Genomic DNA, 15461 nt, shown 5'->3' on the forward strand with positions numbered 1-15461 from the left:
GCACTTTGGGCGAAGGACCTGAAGAATGGGTGAAATCAGCGGTTGGACACAAAAAATTCGCGTGTTTGTCACATTGCGACTTTCGCTGTTTCAGCAGGTTTCCTGCGCGATCCAGGTGAGGAAGTCCGGAGCGCTCGATCCTGCGTCAATAGCAAGCGTTAACACACACGGCGTGTCATAGGGGTGGCAGGCCAGAACGGCGTCACGAATGTCGGCCGAGCGCGCCTTGCGTGTTTTCAGCAGCATGATGTACTCCTCATCCTGGGTCACCTCTTCGTTCCAGCGATACAGGCTTTCGCCGCGGGGCAGGATATTCGCGCAGGCGATCAGCTTTTGGTCCAACAGGATTTGAGCGCAGCTTCGAGCCTGATCCGCATCCGGCCAGGTTGTGTACATCAATACATATGTGTCCATGGTCTTCTCCGAGTGTTTGTCGTTATATGCACGCCATGACGACAGACAAGAATATGCGCTCTGCCCTGGTTCTCTTCTCGGGCGGGCAGGACAGTGCCACATGCCTGGCCTGGGCCCTCGATCGGTATGACCAGGTCGAGACGATCGGCTTCGATTATGGGCAACGCCATGACGTGGAGATGCAGGCGCGTCTCACGGTGCGGGATCGTCTGGCTGAGACCTTCCCGGAAAGGGCAGACCGACTGGGCGAAGATCATATCGTGGATCTGACAGGCTATGGGGCCCTGGCAGAGAGTGCCCTGACAGCCGAGCGCGAGATCGAGATGCAGTCCAATGGGTTGCCGTCGACATTTGTGCCCGGCCGGAATCTGGTGTTCCTCACCGTGGCTTCGGCCCTGGCCTATCGCCGGGGGCAAGGCGTGCTGGTGGGCGGCATGTGCGAGACGGACTATTCGGGTTATCCGGACTGCCGCGCTGAAACCCTGGCGGTTCTGGAAAACGCACTTGTGCTGGGACTGGATACCCAGCTGCAGGTCAAGACGCCGCTGATGTATCTCGACAAGTCCCAGACCTGGCAATTGGCCCATGATATTGGAGGCAGACGCCTGGTCGAATTGATCCGTACCGAGACCCATACCTGCTATCGCGGAGACCGCTCCGTCCTGCACGCGTGGGGATATGGTTGTGGCACCTGTCCGGCCTGTGAGTTGCGCCAGCAGGGTTGGGAACACTGGAAGTCCCAGGGAGTGTCCGCGTGACGTATTCGGTCAAGGAAGCCTTCCTGACGGTACAGGGAGAGGGCGCACAAGCGGGCCGCCCCGCCGTGTTTCTGCGTTTCGCGGGGTGTAATCTCTGGAACGGGCTGGAACGGGACCGGGCGAGCGCGGTTTGCAATTTCTGCGACACGGATTTTGTCGGCATGGACGGGCCGGGTGGTGGCCGCTTCGCGTCCGCAGTCGATCTGGCGCGTCATGTGCACGATTTCTGGCCGGGTGGCGGACGGCCCCTGGTCGTGTGTACGGGCGGAGAGCCTCTGCTTCAGCTGGACGCGCCGTTGATCGACGCCCTGCATGAGGCGGGCTTTGAGATCGCGGTCGAAACCAATGGCACGATACAGGCGCCGGACGGTCTGGACTGGGTGACCGTGAGTCCCAAAGGGCATGCGCCCGTCGTCCAGACGTCTGGAGACGAGCTCAAACTGGTCTATCCGCAGCCGGAACTGGACCCGAAATCTTTTGAGCAATGGGATTTCAGACGCTTCTCACTTCAGCCCATGGATGGGCCGGCCCAGGTGGAGAACGCCCAGGCAGCGTTTCAGTATTGCCTGGAACATCCCCAATGGACCCTGAGCCTGCAAACACATAAATGGATCGGCGTGCCCTGAGCTCGGTGGGATCACTGCACGAAGGTCGGGCACACCCGGGTGATCAGCGCTCTAGTGCCTGGCACGCCGCCGACATCTGCGCATTGCTGTCCTGGAGGAAGCGCGCCACACGCTGGATGTCCTGGGCTGTGTAGTCTGTCTGAGCCAGCAGGCGCTGAATCTCGGCCTGCATCCCGGCCTCATTATTCGCGTAATGGTAGAAACGACCGACCAGGTAGAAGTCTCGATAATTGAGGCGGGCTGACAGCCATCCGGCGGTACACGCACATGCAGGTTCGGGATTGGCGACCTGGCCGCGTGTCTGGGCAACACAGGTCCGCACGATCTCACGCGTCATGACCTGACGCGAGGCTGCTGTCGGATCGCTCTGCTGGGCCTGGGCTTGGGCCGTCAGCAGGCAAGCCGAGACCGCCCCGATAAAAGTGAGCACCAGTTTCATCTTGTCCCCTCCACGGCGCACAGCCTAACGGTCTGATGCGTCATGTCGAATCGACTCGTCTGACAGACGAGTCGATCCGGTAAGTGATGACGAGGCTGATCCCTGTCAGGATGATGGCGCGTCGATATCGTCGGCAATCTGGTCCGCAAAGCGGCGGAAGGTCCGGTTGGCGTCATACCAGACAGAAGCACCGACCACATCGCGCAGGCTGTGTGTCCGCCACGCATATTCATACGAGGCAATCTGTTGGCCGGACGCATCGACGATAATGGCGGTGACTTCGGCACCACCAATGCTGATGCTACGCATGTCCAGACCGGGACGTGCGAACATTTGTTCCTGTGTCGGACGGTTGGGGCGGGCATCGATGATGGTCGCCTGGAGGGTATAACCGCCTTGTCCGAGAACGCCTGCGAGTTCATCACGCAGGGCGTCGTCAAGATCGTCGGCGAGGCGCTCGAGTTCGCGTTCGCCATACTCTTCGGATTTCTCCAGAAGCGCGTCTCCGAAACTGATCGGGGCAATGGTGAGTGGCGTCTGGGCAAAGCCGGGCGCGGCCAGGGCCAGCACCAGCGCAGAAGCTGCAAACATGCGTGTCATGGGTCGTACTCCCTGATTTTCATTGTCCCTCATTGTCACCATAACAGGGATGGCGACAAAGAGGATCACAATTTGGAGGGAAGTCGAAGAAAACTGTCCAGTCAGGCAGACTGTGACTAGTTGTCATCCTCGTCATCATCGCCATCGGGTAAGGCGAGATCGATGGCGCCTTCAGCCACATTGCCCGTGGTTTCGATCGCCGTTCCCACTGTGCCAACAGCAACATCGGTAACGAGGGCAGCGGCACCCAAGGCTACACATCCCCCCATGGGAAGGCACAACAACACGCCGGACAGGCCGAGAAGGAGTTTACGCATGAAAGTCTCCATCATTGACCTGTCCGACATGCCGGTAAAAGGCTTGCCAGAGTATGAAGCCAGCCGGATTTAGGGGGTGTCGGCCAACACGATTTCCGCATCCGAAGAGGCGGTAATGGTCAGGGTTTCGACATCACGGATGGCGGCACCATCGCGTGTGTCGAGTTCCACCCCGTTCACCTCGGCCTGACCTGCAGCCACGGTCAGATAGGCATGGCGACCGGGTTTGAGGGTGTATGTCACGTGCTCACCGGCCTTCAGGAAAGCTCCGAGAATACGGGCATCCTGTCGGATGAGAGCACCGCCTTCAGCTTCAGGATTGCCCGAAGCCAGGACAGACCACTTGCCGCTGCGATCGGTCTTGGGGAAGGCGACCGTTTCCCAGCGTGGATCACCTCCCGCTTCGGCGGGGATGATCCAGATCTGGAAGATCGAGGTGCGATCCTGTTCCAGATTGTATTCCGAATGCATCACGCCGGTGCCTGCGGACATGACCTGGACGTCACCGGCCTCGGTGCGGCCTTCATTGCCCATATTGTCTTTGTGCGTGATGGCCCCTTCGCGAACATAGGTGATGATCTCCATGTCGCGGTGAGGGTGCATGCCAAAACCGGTGCCCGCGGCAATCTCGTCATCATTCCAGACCCGCAGGGCGCCCCATCCCATGCGTTGGGGCTCATAATAGTTGGCAAAGCTGAAATGATGGCGTGCATTGAGCCAGCCGTGATTGGCATGACCTAGCGTGTCAAAAGCGCGTTTCTCAATCATGACGTCCTCCTTGGATAATCGATCTGGGGAGGATGTAGCCCTGGGCGTGGCGGAGAAAAACTGGACGTCCCGCGCAAGATTTATTCCGGAGAGGAAATGATCTAGCGGCCTTCCCGCCACCAGCCCAGGCCGAGTAAACCCGCAGCCAGCAAGACCACAAGCAGGCCGGGCAGCAGCGGGGTCTGGCGGGCATCTCGAACCACATAACGTTCATTGCGCATCAGTCCGAGCCAGGCCCGACCGGCCTGATTGCTGTCCGCTCGCGTCCGTCGCACGGTGGGAAGGCGCAGGTCTGACCCTTCGCCCAGGCTCAGTGTTGTTCCGCCGGTCTCCCGGGTGAGAGGGCGCAGTCCATCATCTGTGGGCTGGAGATCGGCAAATTCGCGCGGACTGAGCGGTCCAAGAGCGGCCACCGTGGTCAGCTCGCCCGAACGCAGACGGACCAGTCCCGACCCGGTGGCGGGAATATCTGCGGTGAAACGGCCCGTATCGCCAGCCTGCATGTCGACCGTCTCGCGACGACCATCCGGCCAGGTCAGTTCAAGGGGCGGCGCCTCGTCGGACAAGGTAATGCGTTCGGCGCGCAACTCACTGTCGACGGCCAGGGCGGTCAGGCGTTCCTCATCCAATTCCGGTTCTTGCATGAGCCAGTGGGCCACACGACGGAACATCTCCGCATAGGGTCCTCCGCCATCGAAACCACGGGACCAGAGCCAGGTCTGATCGCTCATCACCATGGCCGTCCGGCCGCGCTCCTGTCGGCTGACAACAAGAAGAGGCAGTCCCTCCTCCGTTTCCAGCAGGGTCTCGCCATCGAGCGGCGTCCCGTGAATCACGCGGAACCAGCGGCCCCAGTTCGGCTCGCCATCTGGCGGGGCCAAGCCGGCTGTGACCGGGTGGCGTTCACCCAGATCCGTGGTGGCCGGACGAAAACCCTCCTCGGTGATATAGCCCGTCGGTCGGACCGGCAGGACGGCCGAGAGCGGGGTTCGATACAGGCTGGGCGGCCCGGCAAAGGGTGGACCCGCCGTCACCAGCAGAGCGCCGCCGTTTTCGACATAGCGAGCGATATAGTCGAAATAGAGCATCTGGATGATGTTCCGGCGCGGATAGCGGTCGAAAATGATCAGATCGAATTCGTCCAGGCGCTCGGCAAACAGTTCGCGTACCGGAAAACCAATTAGGGCCAATTCTTCTGGCGGGGTGGCATCACGACGATCTGGCGGACGCAAGATCGTGAAATGGACGAGATCCACGGAGGGGTCCGATTTCAGGAGGTCGCGCCAGACACGCGCGCCATTATGGGGCTCGCCGGTCACCAGCAAGACACGCAACCGGTCGCGGACGCCATTTACAGACACGGCGGCCCGGTTATTGATCAGGGAGATTTCCTGCGGGCCCTCATTGACCTCGATCTCGATAACATTGGCGCCGCGGCGCTCGACCGGCACTTCGATGCGGGTGGTACGTCCGATCGTCAGACGGTGGCTTTGCGGTTCACCGCCTTCAAAGCGGAAACTGACCAGGGCTGAGCCCTGCATCGCCGGATCTTCGATACGTAACTGGAAGCTCGCTGTCTGGCCGACAATGCCGTATCGCGGTGCTTCCTCGATCACCAAACGTCGGTCCGTGGAGGCCATATTGCCGGCAATGACGGCATGCAGTGGAGCTTCGCTGTCGAGCAGGCCCTCAGCCGTCTCCGGAAGGTCGTGCACCTGACCATCGGTGGCCAGGATCACGCCAGCTAGACGATCGCGCGGTACACTGGCCAGGGCCGATTGCACACCGTCGAAAAGCCGGGTGCCGTCCTCGCTCTCACCGGCATCGATCTCGACCAGATCCAGCATGGGATCGGCTTCGGCCAGCGCCCGCAGTTCACCAGCGAAGGCGTCGGAGGCGTCGCGACGCTCTCCCAGTTCCATGGAGGCGCTGGTGTCGCGAACCAGAACAGCGATGTCGCTCAGGGGCTCGCGTTCCTCTTCAACCAGGCTGGGATTGGCCAGCACCAGGCCGATCAGACCCACAAGAACCGCGCGCCAGATCCAGCCCGCCAGACCTTTCCAGGCCGCGTAGGCAATGATCAGCACAGCCAGGGCCGCCGCTCCGATCAGTATGGGTTCGGGGAGCAGGGGGGCGAAACTGATATGAGTTGCTGTCAGCGCCATTTATTGCCCCAGACGTTCCAGAAGAGCCGGGACATGCACCTGGTCGGCCTTGTAATTCCCGGTGAGCGCGTACATCGCCATGTTCACTCCGACCCGGCGCGCCATTTCGCGTTGTCGGTCGCCGCCATCAACTGGATAGAGCGGCTCGCCATTGGGGCCCACAGCCCAGGCCGCGGCCCAATCATGCGCTCCGATCACCACCCCCGATGTGCCATCGCGCGAAGCGCCGTCTGGATTGGCCTCCACCCAGATCGGCGAGCCGGAATAGCGACCTGGAAACTCCTGGAGCAGGTAAAAGGCTTTGGTCAGCACGTGATCATTGGGAATGCGCGAGAGGGTTGGGACGTCAATCGATTCAAGGACGGACACCAGTCCGGGATGGGGGGCACCGGCGCGTGTGAAGGCCCGGTCGGCGTCCTGGGTGTCAAAAATGATCAGTCCGCCACTTTGCAGATAGGCACTGACCCGTTCAGCGCTCTGTGTATCAAGGGCCTGTGCCGTTTCCAGAACGGGCCAGTAGATCATCGGGTAGAAGATCAATTCGTCCACCGCCGGGTCAACGGCATGCGGCGGGGCAGGTTCCATGGCGCTGCGGGAGCGGACATCAAAGCCCAGTCCTGTGAGGCCCTCGCGTGAGCGCTGGTCGACGCTGGCGTCACCGGTTTCCACATAGGCAAAACGCAGGCTCAACGCGGCCTCAACTGACTGCGGTCGGGAGCCTTCGATTGGCTGGGCGGAGGCGGGGTCGATCATAAGACCGCTCAGGCCCATCGCCAGAAGCAGGGCTGTCAGACCATTTCCGGCCCGGCGTGGCAGGCGCGGCAGCCGCCCGGCCAGAGCCAGAGCGAGCAGGATATCGGCCATCAGGGCGATGAACGCCCCGATGAGCAGTGCAGGCAGAAGGTCGATTTGCTGGCGGATCATGCCGTTCATGTAACGCACACCCTGCAAGTCGGCCGACATAGCGGTCAGTTGGGTCCGGGCCGTGGCGATGTTGAGGGTGTTGAGGCTGGCGCCCAGGCGGTAGAGGCCGGGCGGGGTGAGGGCGGTTGCATCACGGGCGGACCATTGCTCATCCGGAATCGGCAGAGCGGAAACACCGGGACGGGAGAGCTGGCCATTGCCGTCGAGGATCTGATCAAGCACCCAGGCCCCGGAGGTCGCCGGAGTGATGTCCGATGTGCGCGCAAGTCCGGTGATCCGTTGCAGCATGCGCGGAAACAGGCCGGACAACGGCAGGTCTGACCAGTCGGGGCTGGCGGTAACGTGGAACAGGATGATCCATCCATTGCCGCGGCGTTCAGCCGTCACCAGGGGAGTGCCATCCTCCAGACGCGCCCAGATCCGGTCCGGGGCGGCGGTGCCGGGTTCGGCCAGAACCTGGCGGTCGATCGTGGCGCTGACATCCACGGGTAGTCCGGCGAAGGGGGAGCGGTCGTCAAACGGCGCCATGCGTTGGGGCGTGTCCCAGTTGAGAGCGCCGCCGAACAGGCGGCCCCCCTCACGCAGAACTACGGGCAGAAGATCATCGCTGCGTGCAGCCAGTCTGGGGCCGGCAAACCGCAGCAAGACCCCGCCGTCTTCCACGAACTCCGACAGGGTGTCATCATCGCTTCGCGCACTGTCGACCATCACGAGAATGGCCGCATCATTGTCGATCAGGCTGGCCAGATCGCCGGTGACCAGTTCGGTATGGGGGGCAAGAGCGCTTTCTATGTAATGAAGTTCGGAGAGCAGGGGCTGACCGTCTTCACCTTCCGGTTCGATCAGGCCTGTACGCGGTCTTTGCCATTGATCGCCCAGCAAATGCACGGCGCCTGCGCTGTTCGAGCCGTCAATCTGCAGGCGGGTGATCCGGTTGCGCAGATCCAGCGGCAAATCGATGGACAGGCGCACTTCTCCGCTGTCCGCTGCAAACCGGGTGTCCGCGCGGGCAATCGCCTGTCCGTCCGCACCCAGCGCGGTCACGCTGACGTCGCGTGGCAGGGGGCGGGCGATACGCTGAAGCCGGACGTCCAGACCCTGTGGAGTGGCCTCCGGGGGCAGGATGGCCAGCGGGACGCGCCCGTCCTCCGGTTGCCAGAGGCGAACCGGACCGAGATCACTCAGCTCACGCGCAAACCCGTCCTGGCCCGTCTGGTCCAGACCATCAGACAGCCAGATCACATCCATGCGGGCCGGCAGAAACGCCTGCGCGCGAGCCTCGCGGATCCGGGTCTCCGCCAGATCATAGGCCGAAGGCCAGGCTTGGGGGCGGGCGAGTTGAAGTCGCCGGTCCAGATTGACAGGCTGGTCGAGCCGGAGGGGGGCTTGTCGGTCAGGATGGGCAGCAGTGAGGATCAGTGCCGCCAGGCGTCCATCGCGCCGCGCCTGGTCCAGCCATTGCCCGGCCAGGCGGCGAGTCTCGCTCCAGTTTTCAGCAGCCGACCACCCGTTATCGATCACCAGCAAAAGCGGGGCATCATCGGCCGGGCTGGGTTCTGCTTGGGGTCCCCAGCTCGGCCGGGCCAGGGCGATAATGATCAGCGCGGCCATCAAAAGCCGGAACAGGATCAGCCACCAGGGCGCACTATGCGGTGTCTCCGCGTCGTCCTTGACGTTCAGCAAAAGGCGAAGCGGTGGAAAAAGGGCCTGTTTGGGCGCAGGCGGTGTGGCGCGCAGGAGCAGCCAGAGCACGGGCAGGGTCAACAGACCCAGCAGCGCCAGAGGCGCAGCAAAGCTTAGCGGGCCCAGCGTGATCATGTGGCCAAACCTCCAGCCAGCGCCTGGTAGATCGCCATAACCGGGATGCTAGCGGGCTTGTCGGTTCGGTGTGTCACCAAGACCCAGCCGCGTTGGCGGGCCAGGGCGTCAAGCTGTTCGCCGTGCTCGGACCAGCGTTTCTGATAGACCGAGCGTGCATCTTCCGCCCGGCCAAACAGGATATCGTCATGGCTGCCCGGCGCTCTGAACCGCGTCCGCCCCGTGTAGGGAAAGTCTTCCTCGGCCGGATCAATGACGCGGAGCATGACGCCACGCGCTTCAAATCCGGCAAAGCGGTCGAGGCGGGCATGCCAGGTTTCAACCGGATCAAGAAAATCACCGGCGAGGATGACACGTCCATGTCGCGCCAGGGCAGGTGCGTCCACTGCCGCGGCTTCGCCGGGACCGATCGCCAGGTGACGGGACACGCGTTCCAGCCCGTGTGCCCCGCTGCGTGGTCGTCCACTCTCATTGAGGGCGGCGACCCGCTCCCCGCCCTGCGTCAACAGGGTCGCCAGGGCGATGACGCAGACAGCGGCTCGATCGCGCTTGGTCGGAACGCGCCGGGAGGAGGCGAAATCCATCGACGGCCTGCCATCGCGCCAGATCCAGACCGTGTTGGCTGCTTCCCATTCATTCTGGCGAACAAAAAGCTGGCCGGTCTTGGCTGAGCGGCGCCAGTCAATATCGGACTGTCCATCGCCGGTCTGGTGGTGGCGATACTGCCAGAAGGTTTCTCCCAGACCTGACCGGCGGCGTCCATGAACACCGGGCGCAACCGTCGCGGCAATGCGGCGGGCTTCGGCCTGCAGAGCCGGTAGACGCGCAGCAGCATCCTCGCCCGCATGACGCAGGCGAAGAATCTGGGCTTCACGATCGGACCGGCGGGTCTGGCTCATCAGGGTCAGGCCGCCTGGGCAGCCAGGGTGCGGATCAGGCCTTCCAGGGTCTGGCCGTCGGCGCGTGCGGCAAAGCTCAGTGCCATGCGGTGTTTGAGAACCGGTTCGGCCAGGGCTTCCACATCATCCGTGGAGGGGGCGAGGCGGCCTTGAAGCAGTGCCCGTGCCCGACAGGCCAGCATCAGGGCCTGACCGGCGCGCGGCCCCGGACCCCAGGCGACGCCGTCGCGTACCGCATCCATATCGCTGTCTTCGGGACGTGCCTGGCGCAGTAGGTCGAGAATGGCCTCGAGCACTTTTTCGCCCACGGGCAGACGCCGCACGAGGTCCTGCAGGTCGAGGATCTCTCTGGCGCTGAGGACCTCGATGGCCTCTGCGGCGTTCGCGCCTGTCGTGGCCAGCAGGATCTGGCGTTCGGCGTCGCGGCTGGGATAGGGAATATCGACCTGCATCAGGAAACGGTCGAGCTGGGCTTCAGGCAAAGGATAGGTACCTTCCTGCTCGATCGGGTTTTGTGTTGCCAGCACATGGAAGGGGGCCGGCAGATCATGGCGTTCACCGGCCACGGTCACATGATGCTCCTGCATGGCTTCGAGCAGGGCAGCCTGGGTGCGCGGGCTGGCGCGGTTGATCTCGTCGGCCATCAACAGGCGGCAGAAGACCGGGCCTTCCACAAACCGAAATTGACGTTTGCCGTCCTCGCCCTCGTCTAGGATTTCCGAACCGAGGATATCGCCCGGCATCAGGTCTGGCGTGAACTGGATGCGCTTGGTGGACAGACCGGTCGCAATGGCAATGGTCTGCACCAGACGGGTCTTGGCCAGGCCGGGCGCGCCGACAAGCAGGGCATGGCCACCGGCCAGAATCGAGGCCAGGCACAGATCGACCGGTGTCTCCAATCCGTAGATAACCTTGCCGATCGAGGCTTTCACCGCTTGCAGGCGTTCCGCGGCCTTGTCGGCACGGGCAATCAGCGCGTCCTGCGAATTCTGCGCATCAGCGGCTTCAATCGCGTCGGTCATCGTCCTAGTTTCCTTGTTAAACCCGTTCCCTGGCCGCAGGGGCCGCTTTTCGCGAGCATGGCCCCGCAATGATGAGCTGTCCATGCCTGAACATGCCGGTAAAGCTGATCCATTACAGTCCCTTCTGGACGCCGCGCGGCGTTCTGGTGATGGTCTGCCCCCTGTTGAACTCTGGGAGCCCGATTATTGCGGCGAAATGGACATGGTCATCCGCCGTGATGGCAGCTGGTGGCATGAAGGCCGACGCATTACCCGTGACCGTCTTACACGCCTGTTTGCGAGGATCTTGCGGAAAGATGACGACGGCGTTCATTATCTGGTGACGCCAGTTGAGAAAATCGGGATCACTGTCGAGATCGCCCCCTTTCTGGCCATACGCATGGACCGGATTGGCGACGGGTGTGATCAAGTTCTCGTGTTCGAGACCAATATGGGCGATCTGGTCGAATTGGGGACGGATCATGGCTTCACCCTGTCCGAGGCAGAGGATGGCCAGCCTGTTCCGTTGATCCATGTTCGCGGTCGGCTGGAGGCTTTGCTCTCGCGTCCCGTCTTTTATGAATTCGTCGATCTGGTGAGCGAGCATCAAGGCCGTGATGGCATCTGGAGTGGCGGCGTGTTTTTTCCGTTGGAGCCGACGACGTGAGTGAAGTGTTGATTCAGCGGATTCGTGAACGCCTGGACCCGGTGGGACGTGTGCCCGGCCTGCCCGCCATGGGGGATGCGGTCATTTCCGGTGATCATCTTGATCCGCCTCAGGACCTTGTACCAGCGGCGGTGCTGGTGCCGCTCCTCTGGCAGGGCAGCGAGCCCCATCTCCTATTTACCGAGCGTGCGGCTCATCTCAAGAAACATGCGGGCCAGATCAGTTTTCCCGGGGGCCGGATCGAACCCAATGGGGAAAGCCCGGCCGAGGCAGCAGTGCGCGAACTGGAGGAAGAAATCGGGATCGCGTCCTCTCATGTCGAACTACTCGGTCAGTCCGATGTCTACCAAACGGGAACCGGATTTTCGGTGACACCCATCGTTGCCCGTCTACACGATGGATATGATCTCACCCCCGATCCAGGCGAGGTGGCAGATGTGTTCACGGCGCCGTTTGCGTTTTTCATGGACCCGAGAAATCACCGCAGACAATCGGCCATGTGGAAGGGCAGGATGCGGCATTTCTACGCCATGCCCTGGCAGGACCGGAATGTGTGGGGCGCCACAGCGGGCATGATCAAGGTCTTGCACCAGCGCCTGTACGAAAGGGCGGCCTGATGAGCAATTCCATTGCCGATCAGTCCTGGCTTCATGCGCCGGCGACGCGCGATGTCATCGATATGCTGGAGCACGAACAGGCGGGGTCCGCCCGTTTTGTGGGAGGGTGTGTGCGCAATGCACTCTTTGGCGAACCGGTCAATGATATCGACATCGCCACCCAACTCACGCCTCAAACCGTTTTGGCTGCGGCGCGCAAGGCCGGTCTCAGGGCCGTTCCGACCGGGATAGATCACGGGACCGTCACGGTCATTGCCCGGGGGGAGCCATTCGAGGTCACCACCTTGCGCAAGGATGTCGCTACCGATGGCCGCCGGGCGGTCGTGGCCTTTACGAAAGACTGGTCAGAGGATGCCGAGCGTCGCGATTTTCGGGTGAATGCTCTTTATGCCGCGCCGGACGGCACGGTTCATGATCCGACAGGCGGGCTGGCAGATGTCGAGGCCCGGCGTTTCGTGTTTGTCGGGGATGCGGAGACCCGTATTCGCGAGGATTATCTGAGGATTTTGCGTCTGTTCCGGTTTTCGGCCTGGTACGGACGCGGTGAACTGGATGAAATTGCGTTTTCCGCAGCTAAAAAATTACAGCAAGGATTGCGTGATCTCTCCGCGGAACGGGTGTGGTCAGAGACGAAAAAGCTTCTGGGCGCACCGGATCCGCGGAAAATCGTGCAACTCATGTCAGGTGCAGATCTGTTGAAAACACTCTATGGGGTGAACGGATCCTTAAGAGTCTTCGACGGTATAGTTGATCAGGATGTACAATCCGGTCTAGCGCCCGATTCTCTTTTGCGGTTCGTGGCGCTTGCCGATGGCGGCCCGGAAAGGATCAAGACCATGGCAGCTAAGCTGAAAATGTCGAATGCGGAGGCCGGTCGTCTCCAGAGTGCTGTTGATCCGTCAGCTGAAAAGGATCTCAAAGCGGCGTTCGGTGATCTGGCCGCCGCGGAACGGGCCATCATGGCCCTGGGTGCCCAAGCGTTCGAAGACCAGGCTCGCCTGGCCGCAGCTGGCGAAGTTGTGCCACCGCCGCGTGACTGGCGTATTCTTGCTGACTATGCCCGCAATTGGGAACAACCGGATTTTCCGGTCACCGGTGGTGATCTGATCCTGATGGGATATGAGCCGGGCCCGATGCTGGGTGATGCCCTGGACGAGCTGAAAGCTCACTGGGTGTCGGAACGGTTCGAGCCGAGCAAGCAGGACCTGCTCGATCGGCTCAAACACTAGTCGTTCCAAAGTGTTGTGATGATTGAAACCCCGGTGCCTGGCGCCGGGGTTTTCTCTTACCAGTCCGCGTCGAGATAGAGGGCTGTGAACGACAGCGTATCCACCAGGCCGTGAGCGATGATGAGCGGCCACAGATTGCGCTTGTAGAGCAGATACAAGGCCCCCAGCACGAGGCCGATCAGTCCGGTGACCACAAGGCCGCGCACACCCTGATAATACATATGTCCAAAACCAAAGATCAGTGCGGGTGTGAGAATGGCGAGGAAAAGCCCCAGCGGCAGACCCTTGAATACACGTTCGGTGCGACTGATCAAAAAGGCCCGGAAGAAGAGCTCTTCACCAAAACCGGCGGAGACCCAGGCCAAAGTCAGCCATAGCAGGTAGACAGGCAAATTCCCGCGGATATCGCCCCAGCGTTCCTCTACGCCCGGCATGGTGGTATCGGTGGACCACAGACCCAGAGCGTCACCGCCGATAGCTGTAAGGCCGCCCGTCGCCAGAATGGCCACGACGCCCAGAATGATTTGTGGCGGAATGAGCAGCCAGGATTTCAGGGTCATACGCGGGCGTAATCCCAGCTCGCCCCAGCTTTCGCCACGATGACGCAGATAGAGCGTGGCAAGAACCAGGACAATCAGCAGAGAAACCGGACCGGCAAATTTCCAGATGTAGTTGGCCAGAATGGCCTTGGTGCCGAGGGCTATGAGAATTCCGGCACTGAATTCCATGAGGGCGCGGCTGCGCGGCGAAGATGTGAGAGACATTGCGGTCATCCTGTTGTTCGTCTGGATGACATACTGCCTTCGACATCGACGCCCTTATTGAAGGATTGTGCGGCAGGCGCGTTGCCAGGCACGCGGGGTCTGGCCATAGGCTGATTTGAACTGCCGTGTGAAATGCGCCTGGTCGGCAAAGCCAAAGGCATAGGCCGTATCTGCCAGGGCCTGCCCGGTCGCGAGTGCGGTTCGGGCCGCGTCCAAACGGCGCATCAGCGAAAAACGATAGGGGCTTGTGCCGTGGCGGTATCGAAAGTCGCGTGAGACCTGCCAGCGTGACCGGCCGGCAATCACCTCCAGCTCATCCATGTCGACAGGGCGATCGAGAGTCTCGCACAGAAATTCGTGAACGCGGTTGAGGGCTGCGGTGTCAGGCGTGCTGGATCCGGGGGTGTGGCCCGCGACGCGCAGGAGCGTTTCGGCCAGTGTGTGGAGATGATCAGACAGGTCGTCGTCGGGTTCATCGAAATCTGTCAGCAAGGCCCCGGCGATGCGCGCCAGCTCCGGATCGTTTGACACGCCACCCTCAATAAAAGGCAGGGGTGCGTCACCGAGCATGGGGCGAAGCTGAGCCGGATCGAGAGCCAGGGCGCGGTATCCGAATGGTTCGTCGGTTCCCGCTTCGCCATCATGCATTTCGTCGGGATGCAGGATGACGACGTCTCCGGCCCGAGCCGCCCGCCGGGCTCCACGGTAGGAAAAGCTCTGCACACCGCCCAGCGTCACGCAGATTGTATAGCTGTCATGGCGATGCGGCGCATAGGCCTTGCCCGAAAACCAGGCTTCGAACCGGCGGAGCGGTCCGGCGGCATGGTGGATACGGGCTTTGGGGGTGTTGGCTGTCTCGGTCATGCCTCGTAGATGCGTGCCGGCGGTCAATTGGATGCAGGTCTAGGTGAGTGAGGCGGTCCGCGCATAGGCACTGGCCGCGGCCTGTCGGGTGTCGCCTTGTACGAGGCTGTCCGTATCAAGGCCCAGGGCCTGCTCGATACGCTCCTTGATCTTGTCCTCAATACGCTCGCGTTCTTCAGCAGGAAGCCGGTCGAGGCTCTCCTCGGTCAGGCCTTCTTCCTCAAGAAACAGAGCCCGGATGCGTTCGGCCGGCGACATTTGCATCCACTTGAGAAATTCCGACCGGGCAGACTGGCGTGCTGGATCCACATCCTGGCGGGGCGCGCTGTGCGTTGACGCACCCGTGGAACCTGAATGGGGACTTTTTTCTTCGCCGCCCTGCGTTTGGGAGGCGGCAAAATCAGGCGCAGATGTCGATTGAGCCCCGCCGGGCGCGGGATAGGGGGTGGGCGACGCACCAATACCGTTGATCATCACAAACATCCTCTTGGGTCATTGACCCACGTCGCAGGATGCATGCCAGCCTTCGATGCGTGGAACGGCCTACCTTTACAGGATATCTCGGATTTTCACGCTCGGTTGTTGTGGGCG

The 15461-nt window shown here is 61.8% G+C and carries 17 protein-coding genes; 5 read left to right on the forward strand and 12 right to left on the reverse strand.

Going from position 1 to position 15461, the window contains the following annotated elements:
• Positions 1–90: 90 nt before the first annotated feature.
• Positions 91–414 carry a divalent-cation tolerance protein CutA gene (gene cutA / locus RMQ97_RS04810; protein WP_413659716.1) on the reverse strand — a complete coding sequence of 108 codons (324 nt, stop codon included), beginning with the start codon at positions 412–414 and terminating at the stop codon, positions 91–93.
• 35 nt (positions 415–449) lie between these two features.
• On the opposite strand from cutA, the gene queC reads away from it, so the two are divergent.
• Positions 450–1172, forward strand: coding sequence for a 7-cyano-7-deazaguanine synthase QueC (gene queC, locus RMQ97_RS04815; protein WP_413659717.1), 723 nt, complete (start codon positions 450–452; stop codon positions 1170–1172).
• Complete coding sequence (queE, locus tag RMQ97_RS04820; RefSeq protein ID WP_413659718.1) at positions 1169–1798, forward strand: 7-carboxy-7-deazaguanine synthase; 630 nt, start codon at positions 1169–1171, stop codon at positions 1796–1798. Before queC ends, queE begins: the two co-directional genes overlap by 4 nt.
• A 43-nt stretch (positions 1799–1841) precedes the next feature.
• On the opposite strand, the gene RMQ97_RS04825 is transcribed toward queE, so the two are convergent.
• The 8 genes from RMQ97_RS04825 to RMQ97_RS04860 all read right to left on the reverse strand — a co-directional run bounded on the left by RMQ97_RS04825 (position 1842) and on the right by RMQ97_RS04860 (position 10750).
• The gene (locus RMQ97_RS04825) at positions 1842–2237 is read right to left on the reverse strand and encodes a hypothetical protein (RefSeq protein WP_413659719.1); all 396 of its coding nucleotides are present in this window, start codon (positions 2235–2237) and stop codon (positions 1842–1844) included.
• Positions 2238–2342: 105 nt separating this feature from the next.
• The gene (locus RMQ97_RS04830; RefSeq protein WP_413659720.1) at positions 2343–2837 is read right to left on the reverse strand and encodes a hypothetical protein; all 495 of its coding nucleotides are present in this window, start codon (positions 2835–2837) and stop codon (positions 2343–2345) included.
• 116 nt (positions 2838–2953) lie between these two features.
• The gene (locus RMQ97_RS04835; RefSeq protein ID WP_413659721.1) at positions 2954–3154 is read right to left on the reverse strand and encodes a hypothetical protein; all 201 of its coding nucleotides are present in this window, start codon (positions 3152–3154) and stop codon (positions 2954–2956) included.
• 69 nt (positions 3155–3223) lie between these two features.
• Positions 3224–3922, reverse strand: a complete 699-nt coding sequence (locus RMQ97_RS04840) for a pirin family protein (protein ID WP_413659722.1) — start codon at positions 3920–3922, stop codon at positions 3224–3226.
• A 101-nt stretch (positions 3923–4023) separates the two neighbouring features.
• Positions 4024–6087 carry a hypothetical protein gene (locus tag RMQ97_RS04845; protein WP_413659723.1) on the reverse strand — a complete coding sequence of 688 codons (2064 nt, stop codon included), beginning with the start codon at positions 6085–6087 and terminating at the stop codon, positions 4024–4026.
• Positions 6088–8829, reverse strand: a complete 2742-nt coding sequence (locus tag RMQ97_RS04850; RefSeq protein ID WP_413659724.1) for a DUF4159 domain-containing protein — start codon at positions 8827–8829, stop codon at positions 6088–6090.
• Entirely contained in the window at positions 8826–9728 is a 903-nt protein-coding gene (locus RMQ97_RS04855; RefSeq protein WP_413659725.1) for a DUF58 domain-containing protein, read from the reverse strand. Before RMQ97_RS04855 ends, RMQ97_RS04850 begins: the two co-directional genes overlap by 4 nt.
• A gap of 5 nt (positions 9729–9733) precedes the next feature.
• Entirely contained in the window at positions 9734–10750 is a 1017-nt protein-coding gene (locus RMQ97_RS04860; protein WP_413659726.1) for an AAA family ATPase, read from the reverse strand.
• 82 nt (positions 10751–10832) lie between these two features.
• On the opposite strand from RMQ97_RS04860, the gene RMQ97_RS04865 reads away from it, so the two are divergent.
• The 3 genes from RMQ97_RS04865 to RMQ97_RS04875 are packed head-to-tail and all read left to right on the forward strand — an operon-like array spanning position 10833 to position 13242.
• Positions 10833–11396: a DUF1285 domain-containing protein gene (locus RMQ97_RS04865; RefSeq protein WP_413659727.1), complete on the forward strand. Its 564-nt coding sequence runs from the start codon at positions 10833–10835 to the stop codon at positions 11394–11396.
• On the forward strand, positions 11393–12013 hold the full coding sequence (locus tag RMQ97_RS04870; RefSeq protein WP_413659728.1) for an NUDIX hydrolase: 621 nt from the start codon (positions 11393–11395) through the stop codon (positions 12011–12013). Before RMQ97_RS04865 ends, RMQ97_RS04870 begins: the two co-directional genes overlap by 4 nt.
• Entirely contained in the window at positions 12013–13242 is a 1230-nt protein-coding gene (locus RMQ97_RS04875; protein ID WP_413659729.1) for a CCA tRNA nucleotidyltransferase, read from the forward strand. Before RMQ97_RS04870 ends, RMQ97_RS04875 begins: the two co-directional genes overlap by 1 nt.
• Positions 13243–13298: 56 nt before the next feature.
• Here the strand turns inward: RMQ97_RS04875 and RMQ97_RS04880 are convergent, their stop codons facing one another.
• Genes RMQ97_RS04880 through RMQ97_RS04890 form a run of 3 tightly spaced genes read right to left on the reverse strand, consistent with a single transcriptional unit; the run spans position 13299 to position 15344 of the window.
• Positions 13299–14006 (reverse strand): CPBP family intramembrane glutamic endopeptidase, encoded by a 708-nt coding sequence (locus tag RMQ97_RS04880; protein WP_413659730.1) that lies wholly within the window; start codon positions 14004–14006, stop codon positions 13299–13301.
• Between the two features lie 54 nt (positions 14007–14060).
• Positions 14061–14870 (reverse strand): AraC family transcriptional regulator, encoded by an 810-nt coding sequence (locus RMQ97_RS04885; RefSeq protein WP_413659731.1) that lies wholly within the window; start codon positions 14868–14870, stop codon positions 14061–14063.
• A gap of 39 nt (positions 14871–14909) precedes the next feature.
• Positions 14910–15344, reverse strand: coding sequence for a hypothetical protein (locus RMQ97_RS04890; protein ID WP_413659732.1), 435 nt, complete (start codon positions 15342–15344; stop codon positions 14910–14912).
• Positions 15345–15461: the final 117 nt, after the last annotated feature.

The organism is Maricaulis sp. D1M11 (genome assembly GCF_047308265.1).
Lineage (GTDB): Bacteria > Pseudomonadota > Alphaproteobacteria > Caulobacterales > Maricaulaceae > Maricaulis.

Bases quoted from the DNA above. Each gene is read 5' to 3' on its own strand.
- cutA (WP_413659716.1), bottom strand. From the start codon at position 414: ATGGACACATATGTATTGATGTACACAACCTGGCCGGATGCGGATCAG.
- queC (WP_413659717.1), top strand. From the start codon at position 450: ATGACGACAGACAAGAATATGCGCTCTGCCCTGGTTCTCTTCTCGGGC.
- RMQ97_RS04825 (WP_413659719.1), bottom strand. From the start codon at position 2,237: ATGAAACTGGTGCTCACTTTTATCGGGGCGGTCTCGGCTTGCCTGCTG.
- RMQ97_RS04830 (WP_413659720.1), bottom strand. From the start codon at position 2,837: ATGACACGCATGTTTGCAGCTTCTGCGCTGGTGCTGGCCCTGGCCGCG.
- RMQ97_RS04835 (WP_413659721.1), bottom strand. From the start codon at position 3,154: ATGCGTAAACTCCTTCTCGGCCTGTCCGGCGTGTTGTTGTGCCTTCCC.
- RMQ97_RS04840 (WP_413659722.1), bottom strand. From the start codon at position 3,922: ATGATTGAGAAACGCGCTTTTGACACGCTAGGTCATGCCAATCACGGC.
- RMQ97_RS04845 (WP_413659723.1), bottom strand. From the start codon at position 6,087: ATGGCGCTGACAGCAACTCATATCAGTTTCGCCCCCCTGCTCCCCGAA.
- RMQ97_RS04850 (WP_413659724.1), bottom strand. From the start codon at position 8,829: ATGATCACGCTGGGCCCGCTAAGCTTTGCTGCGCCTCTGGCGCTGCTG.
- RMQ97_RS04855 (WP_413659725.1), bottom strand. From the start codon at position 9,728: ATGAGCCAGACCCGCCGGTCCGATCGTGAAGCCCAGATTCTTCGCCTG.
- RMQ97_RS04860 (WP_413659726.1), bottom strand. From the start codon at position 10,750: ATGACCGACGCGATTGAAGCCGCTGATGCGCAGAATTCGCAGGACGCG.
- RMQ97_RS04865 (WP_413659727.1), top strand. From the start codon at position 10,833: ATGCCTGAACATGCCGGTAAAGCTGATCCATTACAGTCCCTTCTGGAC.
- RMQ97_RS04875 (WP_413659729.1), top strand. From the start codon at position 12,013: ATGAGCAATTCCATTGCCGATCAGTCCTGGCTTCATGCGCCGGCGACG.
- RMQ97_RS04880 (WP_413659730.1), bottom strand. From the start codon at position 14,006: ATGTCTCTCACATCTTCGCCGCGCAGCCGCGCCCTCATGGAATTCAGT.
- RMQ97_RS04885 (WP_413659731.1), bottom strand. From the start codon at position 14,870: ATGACCGAGACAGCCAACACCCCCAAAGCCCGTATCCACCATGCCGCC.
- RMQ97_RS04890 (WP_413659732.1), bottom strand. From the start codon at position 15,344: ATGATCAACGGTATTGGTGCGTCGCCCACCCCCTATCCCGCGCCCGGC.